Annotated in this window: 15 protein-coding genes; all 15 read right to left on the bottom strand. The window is 62.8% G+C overall.

Translation table 11 applies throughout. The features are described from left to right. Positions 1-255: 255 nt before the first annotated feature. The gene (locus NKH43_RS10400; RefSeq protein WP_352857995.1) at positions 256-1,698 is read right to left on the bottom strand and encodes a DHA2 family efflux MFS transporter permease subunit; all 1,443 of its coding nucleotides are present in this window, start codon (positions 1,696-1,698) and stop codon (positions 256-258) included. Positions 1,699-1,925: 227 nt separating this feature from the next. Continuing rightward, positions 1,926-2,726: a 3-methyl-2-oxobutanoate hydroxymethyltransferase gene (locus NKH43_RS10405; protein WP_023675787.1), complete on the bottom strand. Its 801-nt coding sequence runs from the start codon at positions 2,724-2,726 to the stop codon at positions 1,926-1,928. A gap of 37 nt (positions 2,727-2,763) precedes the next feature. Continuing rightward, positions 2,764-3,078, bottom strand: a complete 315-nt coding sequence (locus tag NKH43_RS10410; RefSeq protein WP_352857998.1) for a MocE family 2Fe-2S type ferredoxin — start codon at positions 3,076-3,078, stop codon at positions 2,764-2,766. Positions 3,079-3,120: 42 nt separating this feature from the next. Then, positions 3,121-4,209 (bottom strand): fatty acid desaturase family protein, encoded by a 1,089-nt coding sequence (locus NKH43_RS10415; RefSeq protein ID WP_352858000.1) that lies wholly within the window; start codon positions 4,207-4,209, stop codon positions 3,121-3,123. 91 nt (positions 4,210-4,300) lie between these two features. Beyond that, complete coding sequence (locus NKH43_RS10420; RefSeq protein ID WP_352858002.1) at positions 4,301-5,482, bottom strand: aldose 1-epimerase family protein; 1,182 nt, start codon at positions 5,480-5,482, stop codon at positions 4,301-4,303. Positions 5,483-5,516: 34 nt separating this feature from the next. Then, entirely contained in the window at positions 5,517-6,299 is a 783-nt protein-coding gene (locus NKH43_RS10425; protein ID WP_352668485.1) for an ATP-binding cassette domain-containing protein, read from the bottom strand. Then, positions 6,296-7,315: an ABC transporter permease gene (locus NKH43_RS10430; RefSeq protein WP_023721278.1), complete on the bottom strand. Its 1,020-nt coding sequence runs from the start codon at positions 7,313-7,315 to the stop codon at positions 6,296-6,298. Before NKH43_RS10430 ends, NKH43_RS10425 begins: the two co-directional genes overlap by 4 nt. Positions 7,316-7,361: 46 nt before the next feature. Further along, positions 7,362-8,303 (bottom strand): sugar ABC transporter substrate-binding protein, encoded by a 942-nt coding sequence (locus NKH43_RS10435; protein ID WP_352481596.1) that lies wholly within the window; start codon positions 8,301-8,303, stop codon positions 7,362-7,364. 37 nt (positions 8,304-8,340) lie between these two features. Next, positions 8,341-9,255 carry a sugar phosphate isomerase/epimerase family protein gene (locus tag NKH43_RS10440; RefSeq protein WP_352858005.1) on the bottom strand — a complete coding sequence of 305 codons (915 nt, stop codon included), beginning with the start codon at positions 9,253-9,255 and terminating at the stop codon, positions 8,341-8,343. Positions 9,256-9,281: 26 nt separating this feature from the next. Beyond that, complete coding sequence (locus NKH43_RS10445) at positions 9,282-10,385, bottom strand: Gfo/Idh/MocA family protein (protein WP_031194610.1); 1,104 nt, start codon at positions 10,383-10,385, stop codon at positions 9,282-9,284. Positions 10,386-10,420: 35 nt separating this feature from the next. After that, positions 10,421-11,494: an ABC transporter ATP-binding protein gene (locus NKH43_RS10450; protein ID WP_352858008.1), complete on the bottom strand. Its 1,074-nt coding sequence runs from the start codon at positions 11,492-11,494 to the stop codon at positions 10,421-10,423. A gap of 1 nt (position 11,495) precedes the next feature. Further along, positions 11,496-12,587 (bottom strand): ABC transporter ATP-binding protein, encoded by a 1,092-nt coding sequence (locus tag NKH43_RS10455; protein ID WP_023721283.1) that lies wholly within the window; start codon positions 12,585-12,587, stop codon positions 11,496-11,498. Continuing rightward, positions 12,584-13,543, bottom strand: coding sequence for a carbohydrate ABC transporter permease (locus NKH43_RS10460; protein ID WP_352858010.1), 960 nt, complete (start codon positions 13,541-13,543; stop codon positions 12,584-12,586). The genes NKH43_RS10455 and NKH43_RS10460 overlap by 4 nt, the downstream gene beginning before the upstream one ends. Then, positions 13,540-14,400 (bottom strand): carbohydrate ABC transporter permease, encoded by an 861-nt coding sequence (locus tag NKH43_RS10465; RefSeq protein WP_023721285.1) that lies wholly within the window; start codon positions 14,398-14,400, stop codon positions 13,540-13,542. The genes NKH43_RS10460 and NKH43_RS10465 overlap by 4 nt, the downstream gene beginning before the upstream one ends. A 77-nt stretch (positions 14,401-14,477) precedes the next feature. Then, positions 14,478-16,091, bottom strand: a complete 1,614-nt coding sequence (locus tag NKH43_RS10470) for an extracellular solute-binding protein (RefSeq protein ID WP_023721286.1) — start codon at positions 16,089-16,091, stop codon at positions 14,478-14,480. Between the last annotated feature and the right edge of the window lie 353 nt (positions 16,092-16,444).

Here is a 16,444-nt window from a genome sequence, read left to right on the forward strand (position 1 = left end):
CGCCCTGCTCCCTCTGCGGCCATCGGAACGAAAGCTAATCGGCTCAAGACCAATTCGTCAAATGAATCCGCGCATTGCAGGCTGGCTTGCGAGGAAATTCCGCGGTTGGACGCACCGATTGGCGAGGCTGGCGCAATGCCTGGAACTCAAGCACTTTTGCAATTGATCGCGCCGATCGAACCGCTGGCGAAGGTTCGCTTCAAGACGAGCGGAGCACGCAGAATTCATGTCCGCGCTCGCCGCGCAGTTCCTGCGTCAAATCCGCAAAACATGGCCCGAGACCTCGGCGCCGGCGGCCTTCGGCAACGCCAGGAAGCGAAACGCGGCGACGAGCCCGATTGCGCCGATCACCAGGAAGGCAAGGCGGAAGTCGATGAGACCGAGCGCCGCCACGCCCCTGGCGATCTGCGACAGGTTGAGCAGTGCCGCCGCGACCGCTACGCCGAACAGCATCGCCACCTGCTGCAGCATGCTGGACAACGTCGCCGCCGAGCTGCGCTGCGGTGAGGCAACATCGGCGAAAGCCAGCGTGTTGAGCGCGGTGAACTGCATCGAACGCGACAGTCCGGCGATCAGCATCAGCACCATCACCAATGCTTGCGGCGTCTGCGGCGAAAGCGCCGCGCAGGCCATGATCGACAAAGAGGCGATCACTCCGTTGACAATCAGCACCGAACGGAATCCGAAGCGCCTCAGCGTCGGCGTCGTCACGGCCTTCATCCCGAGATTGCCGAGGAAATAGGCCAGGATCATCATGCCTGCATCGACCGGGCTCAGGCCGAAGCCAACCTGAAACAAAAGCGGCAGCAGGAACGGCGTGGCGTTGATGGCGATCCGGAAGATCGTGCCGGCGGACAGCGTCGAGATGGCAAAGGTCTGCACCTTGAACGCCGATAGATCGAGCAGCGGATGGTTGGCGCGTCGCAGATGCCGCACCGCCAACCAGCCGACCAAAATGCCCGTGCCGAGCAGTGCCACGGTCGGCAACACACCGTCTTCCGTATGAGCGATGCGCTCGAGGCCATAGAGCATTGAGGCCAGCCCCACAGAGGTCAGCAGGAAACCCGGCCAGTCGAGCGGCCTGGCGCCGGCTTCGCGGTCGCCGGGAATGAAGCGGGCGACCAGCGCCAAACCGACAACCCCAAGCGGAATGTTGATGAAGAAATTCCAGTTCCAGGAGAGATAGGTGGTGATGAAGCCGCCAAGCACCGGCCCGATCACCGGCGCAAACAGCGCCGGCCAGGTGATCAGCGCCGTGGCGTTGAGAAGCTCGGATTTCGGCGCGTTGCGCAGCACCAGGATGCGGCCGACCGGCGTCATCAACGCGCTGCCCAGGCCCTGAACCGCGCGTGCGGCGACGAACTCGGCCAGGTTCTGTGAGATGCCGCAAACGAGCGAGGCCAGCGTAAACAGCGCGATCGCCACGAGGAAGATGTTGCGCGCGCCAAAACGGTCCGCGAGCCAGCCGGACAGCGGCACGAACACCGCCATCGTCAACATATAGATGGTGATTCCGATGCTCATTGCCACCGCCGGCACGCCGAACGATTCTCCCATCTGCGGCAGCGAGGTCGAGATGATGGTCGAATCCAGAAGCTGCATGAAGAAGGCGACGGCGACGATCAGCGCCACCCGCCGGGCTTGCCGCGCCGCGGGCGCGGTTTCGGGCAAGGCTTCGTTTTCGGGAATGGCGGTCATGCGCAGAACTGTCCGAATGGGAATCTTCTCCCGCCCCATCGGCAACCGCACAAATGTCCGGCAAAACCGATGACGCACCGGTTTCAACAGCATTTGTCCGGTGCCGTCCAGACATGGACCAACAAACTTTCGTGTGACATCGCAGCCGGTTATGCGATGACTTGGCCCTGCCGCCGAACCGGCCTTTCACGATCCGCCATGGCGCTTCGCGCCGCAGCCGGCGTATCTCATGCGGCTTCGATCTTCTCCAGAAACAGGCTAAGCTGGTCCGGGTCCATGTGCACGACGTGCCTGTCTTCGGGATACGCCAGGCTGTTCACATCGGCGACATATTCGGAAAAGGCGGCGATGCGTTCGGCCTGCAGGCGGTCGTACTCGGCGGCGAAATTGCGATAGACCTTGGAATGGCGCGGCATGTGGCCACGGTTCTGGCCGAGAATGTCGTCTGCGAACAGGTATTGCGCATCGCAGCCCGTGCCCGCCCCCATGGACAACATGATCAGCGACGTCCGTTCCGAAATCGCTTTGGCCACCTCGACCGGCACCACTTCGATCTCGGCGCCGATCGCGCCGGCGGCCTCGAGTTGCTTCACCGCCTCGAACACCTGCATGGCGGTATCGGCGGTCTTGCCGACGGCCTTGAAGCCGCCGGTCCAGGTGGCGCGTGACGGGATGAGGCCGACATGGCCGATCACCGGAATTGCGTCGTCGGCCATCCGCTTGATGGTGGCATAGCCGGCGCTGCAATAGACCGCATCGGCGCTGGCCTTGTAGAGCCGGAACGCCCAGCGGACGAAATCATCGGCGGTGCCGATCTCGAAGAAATTCTCGCCCGGCATGGTGAACAGGCTGGGTGCCGCATCGCGGTATTGCGGATTGAGCACCAGCTCCGGCGGCACCGAGACGATATCGACGCCGGCGCGTTCGGCGGCCTCGGCCTCGTCCATCGTCAGCACGCGCAGCATCGTCAGCTGCCGCTTGCCCTTCATGGCGCGCAGGTCTGCGACGGTCGGTCTTTTCCGGCTCATGGATTTTGGTTCCCTTTGCTACGTGACAGAAGGCCCGTCAGCCAATCTGGATCATCACCTTGCCAGCTTCGACCTTGACTGGATAGGTCGCGAGATTGACGCAGACGGGAGCGCCCTTGGCCTGGCCGGTCTTGTAATTGAAGCGGCCATTGTGCTTGGGGCATTCGATGATGTCGTCCATGACGAGCCCGTCGGCCAGATGCGCCTTCTCATGCGTGCAAAACCCGTCGGTGGCGAAAAATTCATCGTCCGGCGAACGGTAGATCGCGAAGGTGCGGCCGGCATGGTCGAAGCGGATGACATCTTCCTCTTCGACATCGTCCACGGCGCACGCCTCGACCCAATCGGCCATTTCCATCTCTCCTGAAATTCCCGCGTTGCGCTGGTGCGGTGCCTACTCAGCCGCTGCCGACATGTTCACTTCGTGGAACTCGCCACGATAGGGCCGTGCCGTCGGCGGCAATTCGCGCTTGAGGAAATAGTCCTCGTATTTGAGCTGCCTGAGCAGGACCGGCCAGACCTCGCGATAGGCATGCCATATCGACGGGTTCGGCTCCGGCAGATCGTGTTTGATCAGTTCATGCAGCCTGGGCAGCGCGTGATAGGGTACCATCGGGAACATGTGATGCTCGACGTGGTAGTTCATGTTCCAGTAGATGAACCGGCTGATCGGATTCATGTACACGGTCCTGGTGTTGAGCCGGTGGTCGACGACGTTGTCGGCCAGACCGATATGCTGCAGCAGGCCGGTTAGCACCATGTGCCAGGTGCCGTAGAGGCGCGGCACGCCGATGAGCACCACCGGCACCCACGATTGCATGTACAGGGCGAGCGCTATCGTGGCGATGTAGATGGCGATATGCCAGCGCGCGGCGATGACGGCCTTGTGCTGTTCCATCTCAGGCACGTAGCTTTTCTCGTCGGGCGTTAGCTTGCCGAACGCCTGGCGTACCAGCGCCGGAAGCGAATAGCGGAAATCGAGGATGCCGGTGAAAGCCAGCGCGGCACGCAGCAGGTCCGGCGGGCGCATCACGGCGATCTCGGCGTCGCGGCCGACGATGATCGTGTCCGTATGGTGCCGGGCATGGCTCCAGCGCCAGGTCACCGGATTGCGCATCAGCATGAAGCTGGCGATCTGATAGACGACATCGTTCATCCAGCGCGAACGGAAAGCCGTGCCGTGGCCGCATTCGTGCCAACGCGAGTCGCTGGACGAGCCGTAGAGCACGCCGTAGACGAAGAAGAACGGCACGCACCACCAGGTGCCCCAGAAATAGATGGCGCCGGCGGCGGAGCCGATGATGGCGATGATCCAGATGATCGTGTCGCGGATCGCCGGGCCGTCTGAGCGCTGCATCAACTCCTTGATCGCCTTGCGGGGGACATCGGTGTGGTACCACTCCGCCGACGCCAGTCCCGTCTCGATCGCCCTGCGCGTGCTTTCGCCGACCAGGCTGTAATCGCGCTTTACCGTGCCAGCCATTGTGACCTCCAATTCCCGATCGGCCGCGAACCCTCCCCGCTCCGGCCGGGACCAGCCTCCCAACTGGTGTCTCGTATCGTCCTAGCCATTATCACGACCTGCCTCCAAGAACAGGAAAACGGCCCGACGGCTGGGGATAATCCTGCTGCGGCTGCCTGGCGATTGCCGCGATCCGGCTCTCGGCGGCGGCGATCTCGCCGGCGCCGTCGAGAACCCGGAACACCGCATCGTACGAGCGGCTCTCGCCGTGCTCCAGCCAGATCATCTCGCCGCGTTCGCGCGCCGCCAGATTTCCCAGCACATGATGCGTCGACGGCTCGATGCCAAGCGCGTACTGTCCAGCCTGGAAATTCTGCCATTGGTAGGTGCAGGGCAATTGGTCCTTGCGCGTGACCACCTCGAAGCCGAGGCCGAGCCTATCGTTGACCACCGCCACCGGGACTTCGCCGGTGCTGCCAGCGCCGAGCTCGTGCTGCCAGACCTGTTCGCTGAAACGCGGCTGCGGCGCCGGGACCGTGCGATAGCCGACCTTTTGCGCCTCATAACGCTCGCCGGCATGCCCGGCCCAAACGACATCCCTTATCGGCGCCAGATAGCGCGCGCCCTCGTCAAGCACCGGATGGCTGACATTGATGTGGTAGAAAAACATATGCGGTGTTCGGTTGAAACCGTGATTGACGACACGGTCCGAAAGCCGGATCTCGTTGCCGCCGACATCGGCCTCGATCCGCCGCAATAGATGCAGATCCTCGCCGAATACAGTCGATTGCTGGACGATGCCTTCGGCCCACAACACGCAGCGGTCGCCGTCCCAGGTCTCGCCGTAGCCACTTAGCCGCGCCGGGATGGTGCTGATGCGGCCATGCAGCGAATGGCGCACCGTATTCTTCGGCGGATAGTTGTAGGTGTCGGCGGGTACCTCGTTCATGAACAATATATGGTCGAGGCCGCAGGTCAGTAGAAGGCCGGAAAACGACCTCGCCCAGGCCAGCCCGTCCTCGCCTTCATACTCGTGCAGGCCGGGATTGCGAAAGCCGCTCGGCGAATGCCAGCCGATCGCCTGGCCCTTGAAGTCGCAATCGGCGATATCGAGCGCCCGGTCGACCAGCGCGGTGAAGCGCAGGCCCGAGCCGGTGCGGAATTCGAGCATGCGGATGCCGCGCTCGACGCCGTCGCCAAGCGTCATCAGTCGCACGCCGGCGAACTGCGACAGCATGCCCGAGCGTTCCGAGACCTGCCGGCGCGACAGCGTCTTGCCGTAAAGCTCTACCATGTGACGGCCAGTTCCTTCACTTTGCTCCCGTCCTTCACTTGGCTCTCGTCTCCTTGAGCAGGGCCGACATGTCGGCGCCGGTGATGATACTTTCCACGGTCAGCAGGTCGGTGTCGGCGACCGTCTGCTCGGCGACGATCTCGCCGCGCCGCATGACGATGATGCGGTCGGCGACCTGGAAGACGTGATGGATGTTGTGGGTGATCAAAAGCACCGAGTGACCGGCGTCGCGCACTTCCTTGACGAAGCGCAGCACGCCGTGCGTTTCCTCGACGCCGAGATTGTTGGTCGGCTCGTCGAGGATGATGACCTTGGCGGCGAATTGCATGGCGCGCGAGATGGCGATCGACTGGCGTTCGCCGCCCGACAGCGTGCTGACCAGCGCATCGGCGTCGAGCTTCTTCGAGATGCCGACGCGCTTCAAAAGAGCCGAGGCAGCATCGCGCAATTGGGCGAGATCGAGCGGCGCGAACACACCCAGCCATTTGAGGTTGACTGGCTCGCGGCCGAGGAAAAGATTGCGCGCGATGCTGAGATCGGGCGCCAGCGAGGTGTCCTGGTGGATGGTCTCGATGCCGAGATCCATCGCATCGCGCGTCGAGCGGATGGAGACCTTCTGGCCGCGCACATAGATGTCACCGCGGTCGACCGGAAACACCCCGGAGATCGCCTTGATCAATGTCGATTTGCCGGCGCCGTTGTCGCCGAGCAAGGCCACCACCTCGCCCTCGTTGAGCGTGAACGAGGCGCTCTTCAGGGCGCGGACGCTGCCGAAGGACTTTTGCAGGTTCTGTAGCCGAAGCACTTCCATGGTCAGCTCCTGGCGGCGTTCTTCTGCAGCAAAGCGTGCAGAATGAGCATGGCAAGGATGATGACGCCGACGAAGATGTTGTAGGCGAGCCCAGGCACGCCGATCAGCACGATGCCGTTGCGGATGCTGCGCAGCATCAGCGCGCCGACGATGGTGCCGAAAATGGTGCCTCGCCCACCGGTCAGCGCGGTGCCGCCGACCACCACCATGGCGATCACTTCGAGCTCGTAGCCGGTGCCTGCCACCGGCGAGGCGGCAGAAATGCGGAAGGCGCTGATCATGCCGGCGAGACCGGCCAGCACCGAGGTCAGGATGAACAGCCAGATCTTGACCGCATCGGCCGGCACACCACGCGCCACGGCGGCGTTACGGTTCGAGCCGATGGCGCTGATCCAGTTGCCGAGCTTGGCGTAGCGCAGCACATAGATTGCCAGCAGCGACAGGCCGATAAACCACCACAGCGAGGTATAGAAACGGAACGTTCCGATATTGAAGCTGCCGGCCAGCAGCGTCACGAAGAACCCGGGCTGGTCCCAGGATTTCAGCGGAAAGCCTTGGGTGATGTAAAGCGCTGCCCCACGCACGACGAGCAGCATCGACAGTGTCACCAGGAAGGAGGAGATGCCGATCTTGGTGACGATCAGCCCGTTGATCGCACCGATCGCTATGCAGAGCAGCAGGCCGGCCAGCAGCGCCACGCCAATATCCACCCCGCCGTTCTGCACCAGCAGCATGACGACAACCGGCGCCAGTCCGAACACAGCACCGACCGAAAGGTCGAACTCGCCCGCCGTCAGAAGCAGCGTCATGCCGAGCGCGATGATGCCGAGCTCGGGCAGGAACGCCATCATGTTGGAGATGTTGAGCGGCGACAGGAAGTTCGCATCGGCGATCGCGAACACCGCCAGCAGGACGATCAGGATGACGAGCGACGAGAACTGCGGCGAGCGGATCAGGCTCGACCTGCGTTTGGCACGCGGCATTTCCTCTTCTGCGGCAATTGTCATGACAGCCCGAACCATACGCCAGGGTGAGGCCCGCCGCCTGCGCGGCGAGCGTCAGTTCCAATCACTTGTTGTAGAGTTTCAGGATCGGTTCGACGCTCGAGGCGTCGTAGAGGCTGAAAGTGTGGATGTCGTAGCCGATCGGTTCGCCGGCGGCGGCCAACCCGAGCAGCGCCACCGGCATGAAGCCCTGCGCCGACGGGAACTGCCAGGCAGCCGCGTTGACGAAACCGGCCTTGACGGACTCGGCCGTTTCCTTCGAATTGCCCCAGCCGACGACCGGAATCTTGCCGGCCGGCACGCCGGCGCCATCGAACACCCGCTTGACGCTGGCCGCGACGGAATCGCCGAGCGCGATGATTGCCGGCGGATTGTTGGCCACCATGTAGTCCGTCATCTTGGCGATGATGCCGGCCGGATCGGTGCCGCAATCGACCACGTCATATTTGATGCCGAGCGGATCGAAGACGCTGGCAATGCCTTCGGTCTCGAGCTGCTGGTAGCTGGCACCCGGCACTTCGACCGGCAGGAACACCTTGTCGCCCTGCTTCACCATTTTGTGGTCGACCAGATATTTCGCCCAGATGACACCGGCTTCCCTAAGGTCGGCGCCGACATAGGCTTGCCGGCCGGTTGCCGGATCGTCGGTGTTGAAGAACACGATCGGGATGCCGGCCGCCTTCGCTGCCTTGACCTCCTCGGTCCACAGGCCGGGCTGCGCCGAAGTCGTGGCGATGCCGTCCGGCTTGGCGGCGAGTGCCGAGTTGAAGGCTTCCTTCTGCGCCGCCATGTCGCCGCCGCTGAACGAGATCTTGCAGGTCACCTTGAGCTGGTCGCAGGCCTTGGTCGCGCCGGCATTCCAGTCGATCCAGAAGGCATCCGACGGGCCGCCATGCGACAACAGGTAGAACGTCTTCTGGGCGTCCTGCGCCACCGCCGGAGTACCCAGCGTTGCACCGGCTAGAACCGTCGCGGCAGCCGCGATTTTCAACGCGAATTTCAACATTTCTCTTCCTCCCTTGTTTCGTAGCCGAACCGCGCCATCACAGTCCGTTGGCGCGGAATTTCCCATCGAGGAATTTCTTGGCGCGCGGCACGTCGTCTTCCGAAAGATGCTCGATGATGACCGGGATGTTCGGGTGCTTTTCGGCCAGCCGCTTGAGATAAAGGTCGTAGTTCAGCGAACCGAGGCCGGGCGCCGGCAGCTCGATCTCACCGACGCCGCGGAAAGTGTGGCTCTCCAGCGCGTCCTCGTCGCCAATGTCTGCGTGCTTCTCCGACTTGTCGCCGCCGGAACGCTTGACGTCCTTGGCGTGGGCGATCTTGATCTTGTCGGTCAGCGTGTCGAACACCTGGTTCAGGATCTGATCCATCCGGTCGATATTGTGGGTTTCGAAATAGTTGGTCGGGTCCATCAACAGGCCGAGGCCTGGGTGGTCGACCTGCGCGAACATCCTCACCGTCTCCTCGACCGAGCCGACGACATTGTTGACATAGGTTTCGAGCAGGAAGACCGCGCCGTGGTCATAGGCCGTCTGGGCAAGGTCGGCGATGACCTTGCGGCATTCCTCGAACCCTTCCTCGGTCTTGTTCTTCGGGTGATGCACCCAGTCGGATTCGGTGTTGTAGGTACCCGTTTCCGAGATCACGTAAGGGGTGCCGAAATGGCGCGCGTTGCGGATGATCTCCTTCAAATAGCCGACGCGCTTCTCGCGCTCGCCCATATCCGGATGGATGATGTTGGTGTAGCCCGACACACAGCAGATCGGCAGATTGTGGTCGCGGAACGTATCGCGGACGGTCTTGGCCTTGTCCTTGGTGATCTGCCCGGACGACAGGTCGATATCCCTGAAATGCAGGTCGAGCTGCACGGTGTTGAAATCGAGCGCACGGATCTTCTGCGCGGTTTCCTTGAGGCCATACGGGAAATAGCCCGTGAAAATACCTGCCTGCATCATGGTGTGAATTCCTCCCTGTAAGTGATTCAGTCAGTTGATATTTCGGAAAGCTTGACCGTCCGGCCTTTGTCGATCGAGCGGTAGCCGGCTTCGACCAGCGCCATGGTCTTGACATTGTCCGCGACGGACAGCGCTGGCGGCTCGCCCGTCTTAACCGCGTGCTGAAGCTGCTCCATGACGCCGATGAAAGCATGCGGGAACCACATCGTGTCCCAGCTGGGTGTCACCCATTGACCATCGGTGGTCTCGGTCGAGGCGTAGGTCAGCGTCGACGCAGCGCCCGTCGGCCAGCCGATGGTGCCTTTGGCGACACCCTTGGTGCCGTCGACGCGCCAGTTGATGTGCTGGTCGTCCTGGTAGCCCTCCTGGCGCGGACCGGACCAGACATCCTCCAGCGATACGGCGAGCACGCCGGACGGGAACCGCAGCGTCGACACGATGATGCCGTCCGAATGATCAAAGCGGGTGCGCGGATCCTTGCGGGTCAGGGTGGTGATCTCCAGGGGATCGCCGAACAGGAAGCGCAGTACGTCGAGATGGTGGACGCTCATATTGGCGAGCGTCAGCCGGTCATAGTCCTCGAGGAAGGTCTGCCAGTGCGGGATCGCATGCATGTCGATCTGGGCGAAGACGATGTCGCCGAGCGCGCCGCTGTCGATGATCTGCTTCAAGACGCGCATCGACTGGTCGTAACGCATGTTCTGGTTGACCGAGAGGATCTTGCCGGCCTTGGCCGCCTCGTCGCGCAGTTTGACGGCTTCATCGAGCGACAGCGCCAGTGGCTTCTGCGCCAGGATCGCCTTGATATGTGCTTGGTTCAGCGCATGGCGGATCAGCGCCGGCTGCTGGTCCGGCGGAAAGGCAAGATCGATGATCTCGACGTCCTTGTCCTCGATGAGTTGTTCCGGCGTGTTATGGACGGTCGGGATATCCCAGCGCTTGGCGACCTTCTCGGCGCTGGCCTTGGTGCGCGAGGCGATCGCCGCCACCGGAAAACCGGCTTCCTTGTAGGCGGCAAGGTGACATTCGGCCATGATCATACCGGCGCCGACGCAGCCGATCCTGTATTCCCTGGTGCGGACTTTAACGTCCGGCTCGAAGCCGTTGCCCGCTATTTCTTCGCTTGCCATATGTTCCTCCCGAAGCTCGTTTCTTGCAGCCGCCGTCATCTTGCCAGCGCTTCCCCGCTTTGCCCGAAATAATGCACCCTGCCCGGCTCGCAGGATATCGCCACCATCGCGTCCGGCCTGATGTCCGGCTGGCCGCGCAACAGCGCCCGCAGGCGCGCCTGCCCGGCGGCGAGCGTCACCACGGTGTAGCCGCCGAGCGGCTCGACCTCGAACACGAGCGCCGGGCGGCCCGCGCCCCCGTCCGAGATTCCATCCGACCAGGCCTTGACCTTGATGTCTTCCGGCCTGAGCCCGATCTCGACGGCATCGGCCGGCGCCGCCTTGTCCGCGATGCGGATCGTGCCTTCGGCCGCCTCCACGCCTTCCGCGCCGTGCACCGACTTCAATATGTTCATCATCGGCGAGCCGAGCAGCCGCGCCACATAGGTGCTGGCCGGCCGGTCATAGATCTCGGCCGGCGCGCCGATCTGCCTGATCTTGCCGCTCTCCAGTATGGCCATGCGGTCGGCGACCGACATCGCCTCTTCCTGGTCGTGCGTGACATAGATCAGCGTCTTGCCGAGCTCGCGCTGGATGCGCTTGAGCTCGACGCGCGTCTCCTCGCGCAGCCGGGCGTCGAGCGCCGAGATCGGATCGTCCATCAAATAGGCAGCCGGATCACGCACCAGCGCGCGGGCGATCGCGACGCGCTGCCGCTCACCGCCGGAAAGCTGCGCCGGCGGTTTGTGCAGGATATGTCTGATATGCAGCTTGGCCGCGACATCGGCGACGCGTTTTTCGATCTCGGCTTCTGCCACCTTCCGCTCGACCAAAGGAAAACGGATGTTGTCGCGCGCGCTCATATGCGGGAACAGCGCCAGATTCTGGAACACCATGGCGACATTGCGCTCGGCCGGCGACACCGTGTTGACCGGCTTGCCGCCAATCAGGATCTCGCCCGTGTCCGGGGTTTCCAGCCCGAGCACCAGACGGAGTATCGTCGACTTGCCCGACAGCGGCGGCCCGAAGAAGCAGAAGAACTCGTTGTCGTTGGCCGCGAACGAGGCATCGTCGACAGCCAGCGTGCCGCCATAGCGTTTTGTCACATTACGGAAAACGATATCGGCCATCTCAACCTGCTCTCAACGCAAGGCCGGTAGCGGCGTCGAAGACGCGCACCGCCTCCGCCGCAGGCGCGACGACGGCTGTCTGCCCGATCGCCAGCCCGACATCATTGTCGAACACCGCCTTCACCGCGGTCTCTCCGTCGCCAAGATGGATGATGGTGCGCGCGCCGATCCGCTCGACGAAACTCACCGGCATGCAGAGGCCACGGCCGCTTTCGGCCAGCGTCACCTGCTCCGGTCGAAAGCCATAAAACACCTCGCCGCGCATCCGGCTGGCGGCATCGGCGATCTCGACCGGCAGCGGCGGCGTCGCCCCGAGTGGGCCAAGATCGACGACCAGGCCACGGTCACTTTCCGCCAACCAGCCCTTGAGCAGGTTCATGCCCGGCGCACCGATGAAGCGGGCGACGAAGACGTTGGCCGGGTTGTTGTAGACTTCCAGTGGCGTGCCGACCTGCTGCAGCACGCCGTGGTCCATCACCGCGATGCGGTCGGCCATGGTCATCGCTTCAAGCTGATCGTGGGTGACGTAGACCATGGTCTGCCGGAACTGGCGCTGCAGTTGCTTCAATTCGGTCCGCATCACCGCCCGGAAGGCGGCGTCGACATTGGACAGTGGCTCGTCGAGCAGGAAGATCGCCGGCTCCATGATCGCCGAACGGCCAATCGCCACCCGCTGCAATATGTTGACCGAAAGCCGGTCGGCCTTGCGGTCGAGCAGCGGCGTCAGCTGCAGCATCTCGGCAATGGCGCCGACGCGGCGGTCGATCTCGGCCTTTGGTGCGCCGCGCATTTTCGGGCCGTAGGCGAGGTTCTGCCGCACGCTCATATGAGTGAAGATCGCATAGTTCTGGAAGACGAAGCCGACGCCGCGCCGCCCCATCGGCACGCCGGCCATGTCGCGTTCGCCGAACAGGATCTTGCCGCTGGTCGGCTCTTCCATGCCGGCGATCATGTTCATCGTCGTCGACTTGCCGCAGCCGGACGGCCCGAGCAGCGCCATGAACTCGCCGTCGGCAATGGCCAGATCCATCGTCTGCAGCGCAGTGAAGTCGCCAAATTTCTTGACAAGGTTTTGCAGATGGATCGTGCTCATGCCGCCACCTCGCGTACCCGGGCCATGCGTTTCATGGCAAACACAGCGGCGATGGACAGCACGATCAATATGGCCAGCGCGATTGCCGCCACATAGCCCCAGATCAGGTCCTGCGTGGTGAGCTTGTAGATGTAAACGGAGATGGTTTCGGTAGCGACCCCGGGACCGCCGCCGGTCATGATGTAGAGGGTGTCGAATATTTTGAAGTTCTCGATCACCCGGATCGCCAGCGCAATGATGATGATCGTCTTCATCTTCGGCAGCACGATGGTGACGAAGCGCTGCCAGGGGTTGGCGCCGAGCAGCGTCGCCGCCTTGATCTGGTCCTCCGGCACGCCGACCAGGCCGGCAAGCAGGATCAGGAACATTAGCGGCGTCCACTGCCAGATGTCGGCGACCATCACCGCGATCAGCGCCAGCGTCGGATCCGAGAGCCAGGCGATGGTGACGGGAAAGCCTGACATCGCCGACAGGATGTCGTTGACCGGGCCGCCCGACTGAAACAGCATGAAGAACATGTAGCCGGCCACCGCCGGCACCACCATCATCGGCATCAAGAGGATCGAATAGAAGATCCGCTTGCCGGGAAACTCGTCGGCAAACAGCGTCGCCAGCGCGAGGCCGAGCAGGAACTCCGCCGGCACGCAGACGATCATGACGATGGCCGTGCGCCTCAGCGCGCTCCAGAAGCGCGCGTCCGCGGCAAGGTCGGTGTAATTGGCGAAACTGTTCCACATCGACCAGGCATTCCACCAGCCGGTGCCCGACAGCGGCGACCAGTCGGTCAGGCTGATGTAGAGCTGCATCAGCAGCGGGAAGACGGCGATGAACAGCACCAGGATCTGCGCCGGCAGGGTCAGCCGGAATCCGAGCCGCGCGCCCTCGTCCGGCAACACCGACGCCGCCTTGGAGGCTTGCATGTCGCCCTCCGAAATCGTGGCTGTCACCGAGCTCATTGCTTGAGCGCCCCGAAGGTCAGCCCGCGCACCAGATGACGCTGGATGGCGATGCCCATGATCACCGGCGGCACCGCGGCGATCAGGCCGAGAGCTGCCTTGGCGCCGTAGAGCTGTCCGGTCATCGAGGAGGACAGCGAGGCCATGTAGACCGGGACCGTGACCCATTCGCGCGTCGTCAGAAGCAGCGCAATCAGATAGTCCGACCAGTTGAGGATGAAGACGAACAGCGCGGCACTGGCCAGCGGCGCCCGCATCATCGGCAGCGTGATGCGGGTGAAGACGCGCCACCGCGAACAGCCCTCGACCAGTGCCGCCTCCTCGATCTCGCGCGGCATGTCGTCGAAGAAGGTCTTCATCAGCCAGAAGGCGAAAGGCAGCGTGACGATGCCGTAGATCAGCGACAGCCCCCACCAGCTGTCGGTGAAGTTGAGGAAGGCCCACATGATCATCACCGGGGTCATGACCGCCATCGGCGGAAACAGGCGAAGCTGGATCAGCGCCAGCGGCAGGTTCTGGCCCGAGTTGAAGCGCGACAGCCCGTAGGCCGCCGCTGTGCCCGCCGACATGGCGATCGCCGTGCCGAACGTGGCCGACAGCAGCGACGACAGGATCGGCTTCAAAGCTGTGCGGTCGAGCGCGACGATAAGATTGTTGGTCGATTCACCGAAGACGAAGCGGAAATTGCTGAGTGTCGGGTTCTTCGGCCACCAGGTCAGGTCGGCGCCGGTCGCCGACCATTCGGCGATCGGCTTGAACGCCATCGACATCATCCACAGGATCGGCACCAGCGTCACCGCCATTGCCGCAAAGATCGCGGCATAGCGGAATATCTCGAAAGGAACTGAACGCTTCATCTTGCGGCTTTGCTGGGTCCTTCGTTATCGAGGGGAAGAGCAATCACTCCTCCCCTCTTTGGCAAGATCCGGGAGGATCAGGCGATCGGATCGAGAACGGTGGGCCAGGCCTCCTTGTTGGTCTTGATGGCTTCGAGAAGCTTCTCCTCGCCGGTGCGGCGGGCAATCTTCTTCCACTCGGCCTCGGTGTCGGCCATAGCCTGCTCTGCTGTCTTGGCCTTGGTCAGCGCGGCGACGAGGTTCTCGTCCAGCGCATTGTGGAAGGCGGTGGCGCCGGGATAGTTGATGGTGGGCACGGTGCGGGCGACCGTCTCGCACACCACGTCCATGTGGTAAGCATGATAGGTCTGGCGGACCAGCGGATCGGAGAAATCCGACAGCCGGAACGGATCGAAGTAACCGCCCGGGTTGGCGGTCATCCACGCATAGATGCGACTAGATCCCAGCCATTGCAGGAACAGGTAGCAGGCCTCCGGATTCTTGGCTTGCGAGGACACCGACGCCGACAGATTGAGCCACAGCACCGAACGGCTGACCAGCTTGCCGTCGATCTCGCGGCCGGGCGGCAGCATCGAGCCGATCTTGCCGGTGACGGCTGAATCCTTGTTGCCGGCATTGTCGAGGAATTTCGGCAAATTGGAGAAGGCGCAGGTCATGGCCGCACCGCCCTTGGCGAAATTGCCGTACTGCTCCGGCCAGCCCCAGGAGATCGCATCCGGCGAATGGTGCGCAAGCGACGCGATGTACTCGCTGGTCGCCGCAATACCTTGCTCCGAATTGATCAGCGGCTTGCCGGTATCGTCGAACAGGAACTGATTGGGCGAAGCCATTGAGACATAACGCTGATACCAGTTGGTATAACCCCAGCCCTGGTTGCGCAGATCTGTCGAGCCGAACAGGCCCTTGTCCGGGCGCTGGAAGAAGGCCGCGATCTCGTCATGCTGCTTCCAGGTCTTCGGCGCCGCCAGTTCATAGCCGTATTTGTCGGAGAAGGCCTTCTTCTCGTTTGCGTCGCCGAACAGATCGGTGCGGTAGACCCAGGTCTGGAAGTCGCCATCCAGCGACACGCCATAGGTCGAGCCACGATACTGATTGAGCAGCGACACGCCCTTGGCGCCATTGACGTAGCCACGCTCGGGATCGTCCCATTCCGGCTTGTACTGGGCGACGAAGTCGTCGAGCTTGAGAATGCCGCCGGTTTCGGCGAGGTCGCCAAGGCGGTTCCATTCGACCGCGTAGATGTCATAGGCACCACCCTTGGTGGAGATGTCCTGCATCGTCTTGGTGAATTCCTGGCCGTTCGGCACACCGACGATCTCGAGCGGAATACCGGTTTCCTTCTCCCAGAGATCCTTGATCGACGGCGCACCGGCCGGAAACGGCTGGGTCAACTGGCCGATCGAACCATCGGACAGGCCAAGCACGATCTTGGCCGGCGCCTTGCCGGCGCCCTTCATCGCCTTGGCCGCCTCAATGGCGCGGCCCTCGGGCGTGTCAGCGCCATATTGATAGCGCTCCGAGCCGTCGAAGCCCGTCGGGCCACCGATCATGCCGGGCGCCAGGGCATCGGCCGCATAGGCACGGCTTGGGCGAATGAATTTCGGTGCGATACCTGCGGCAGCAACAAGGACTGCCGCCTTTCCACCGGACGCCAGCAAACGGCGCCGCGACACGCGGATCAAATTCGACATTGGAACTCCTCCCTCAGGGCCTTGTTCCTCCACGGCCCTTATGATGGATATTGACGGCACTATACGAAGCCTGTCAACATCATAAATAATCAAGACACCTCATAACATCTCATGGGAGGGGACGAATGGCGTGTATCAAGGCACTCACACTGAAGCCAGTGCTTGAATTTGAGGGAGCGAGGCTGCCCACCTCCCCGCTTTGGTCCGCTTCGGCATTTTGGTGTAGCGCGGCAGCTTGCGCATCGGCCAAGGCTGGTTACATCATTTCCCATCAGAATCGCGGCTGGCGATGAAGCCGCCGCTTCGACAGCGGACCCATGAAATGCGTAATCTCGATGCGCCCTTGGCGCATT

Origin of the sequence: Mesorhizobium sp. M1163 (assembly GCF_040318415.1) — a bacterium.
GTDB lineage: Bacteria > Pseudomonadota > Alphaproteobacteria > Rhizobiales > Rhizobiaceae > Mesorhizobium.

What these genes read in the sequence shown, in the direction of transcription:
- NKH43_RS10400 (WP_352857995.1), bottom strand. Translation starts at nt 1,698, where the DNA reads ATGACCGCCATTCCCGAAAACGAAGCCTTGCCCGAAACCGCGCCCGCG.
- NKH43_RS10405 (WP_023675787.1), bottom strand. Translation starts at nt 2,726, where the DNA reads ATGAGCCGGAAAAGACCGACCGTCGCAGACCTGCGCGCCATGAAGGGC.
- NKH43_RS10410 (WP_352857998.1), bottom strand. Translation starts at nt 3,078, where the DNA reads ATGGCCGATTGGGTCGAGGCGTGCGCCGTGGACGATGTCGAAGAGGAA.
- NKH43_RS10415 (WP_352858000.1), bottom strand. Translation starts at nt 4,209, where the DNA reads ATGGCTGGCACGGTAAAGCGCGATTACAGCCTGGTCGGCGAAAGCACG.
- NKH43_RS10420 (WP_352858002.1), bottom strand. Translation starts at nt 5,482, where the DNA reads ATGGTAGAGCTTTACGGCAAGACGCTGTCGCGCCGGCAGGTCTCGGAA.
- NKH43_RS10430 (WP_023721278.1), bottom strand. Translation starts at nt 7,315, where the DNA reads ATGGTTCGGGCTGTCATGACAATTGCCGCAGAAGAGGAAATGCCGCGT.
- NKH43_RS10435 (WP_352481596.1), bottom strand. Translation starts at nt 8,303, where the DNA reads ATGTTGAAATTCGCGTTGAAAATCGCGGCTGCCGCGACGGTTCTAGCC.
- NKH43_RS10440 (WP_352858005.1), bottom strand. Translation starts at nt 9,255, where the DNA reads ATGATGCAGGCAGGTATTTTCACGGGCTATTTCCCGTATGGCCTCAAG.
- NKH43_RS10445 (WP_031194610.1), bottom strand. Translation starts at nt 10,385, where the DNA reads ATGGCAAGCGAAGAAATAGCGGGCAACGGCTTCGAGCCGGACGTTAAA.
- NKH43_RS10450 (WP_352858008.1), bottom strand. Translation starts at nt 11,494, where the DNA reads ATGGCCGATATCGTTTTCCGTAATGTGACAAAACGCTATGGCGGCACG.
- NKH43_RS10455 (WP_023721283.1), bottom strand. Translation starts at nt 12,587, where the DNA reads ATGAGCACGATCCATCTGCAAAACCTTGTCAAGAAATTTGGCGACTTC.
- NKH43_RS10460 (WP_352858010.1), bottom strand. Translation starts at nt 13,543, where the DNA reads ATGAGCTCGGTGACAGCCACGATTTCGGAGGGCGACATGCAAGCCTCC.
- NKH43_RS10465 (WP_023721285.1), bottom strand. Translation starts at nt 14,400, where the DNA reads ATGAAGCGTTCAGTTCCTTTCGAGATATTCCGCTATGCCGCGATCTTT.
- NKH43_RS10470 (WP_023721286.1), bottom strand. Translation starts at nt 16,091, where the DNA reads ATGTCGAATTTGATCCGCGTGTCGCGGCGCCGTTTGCTGGCGTCCGGT.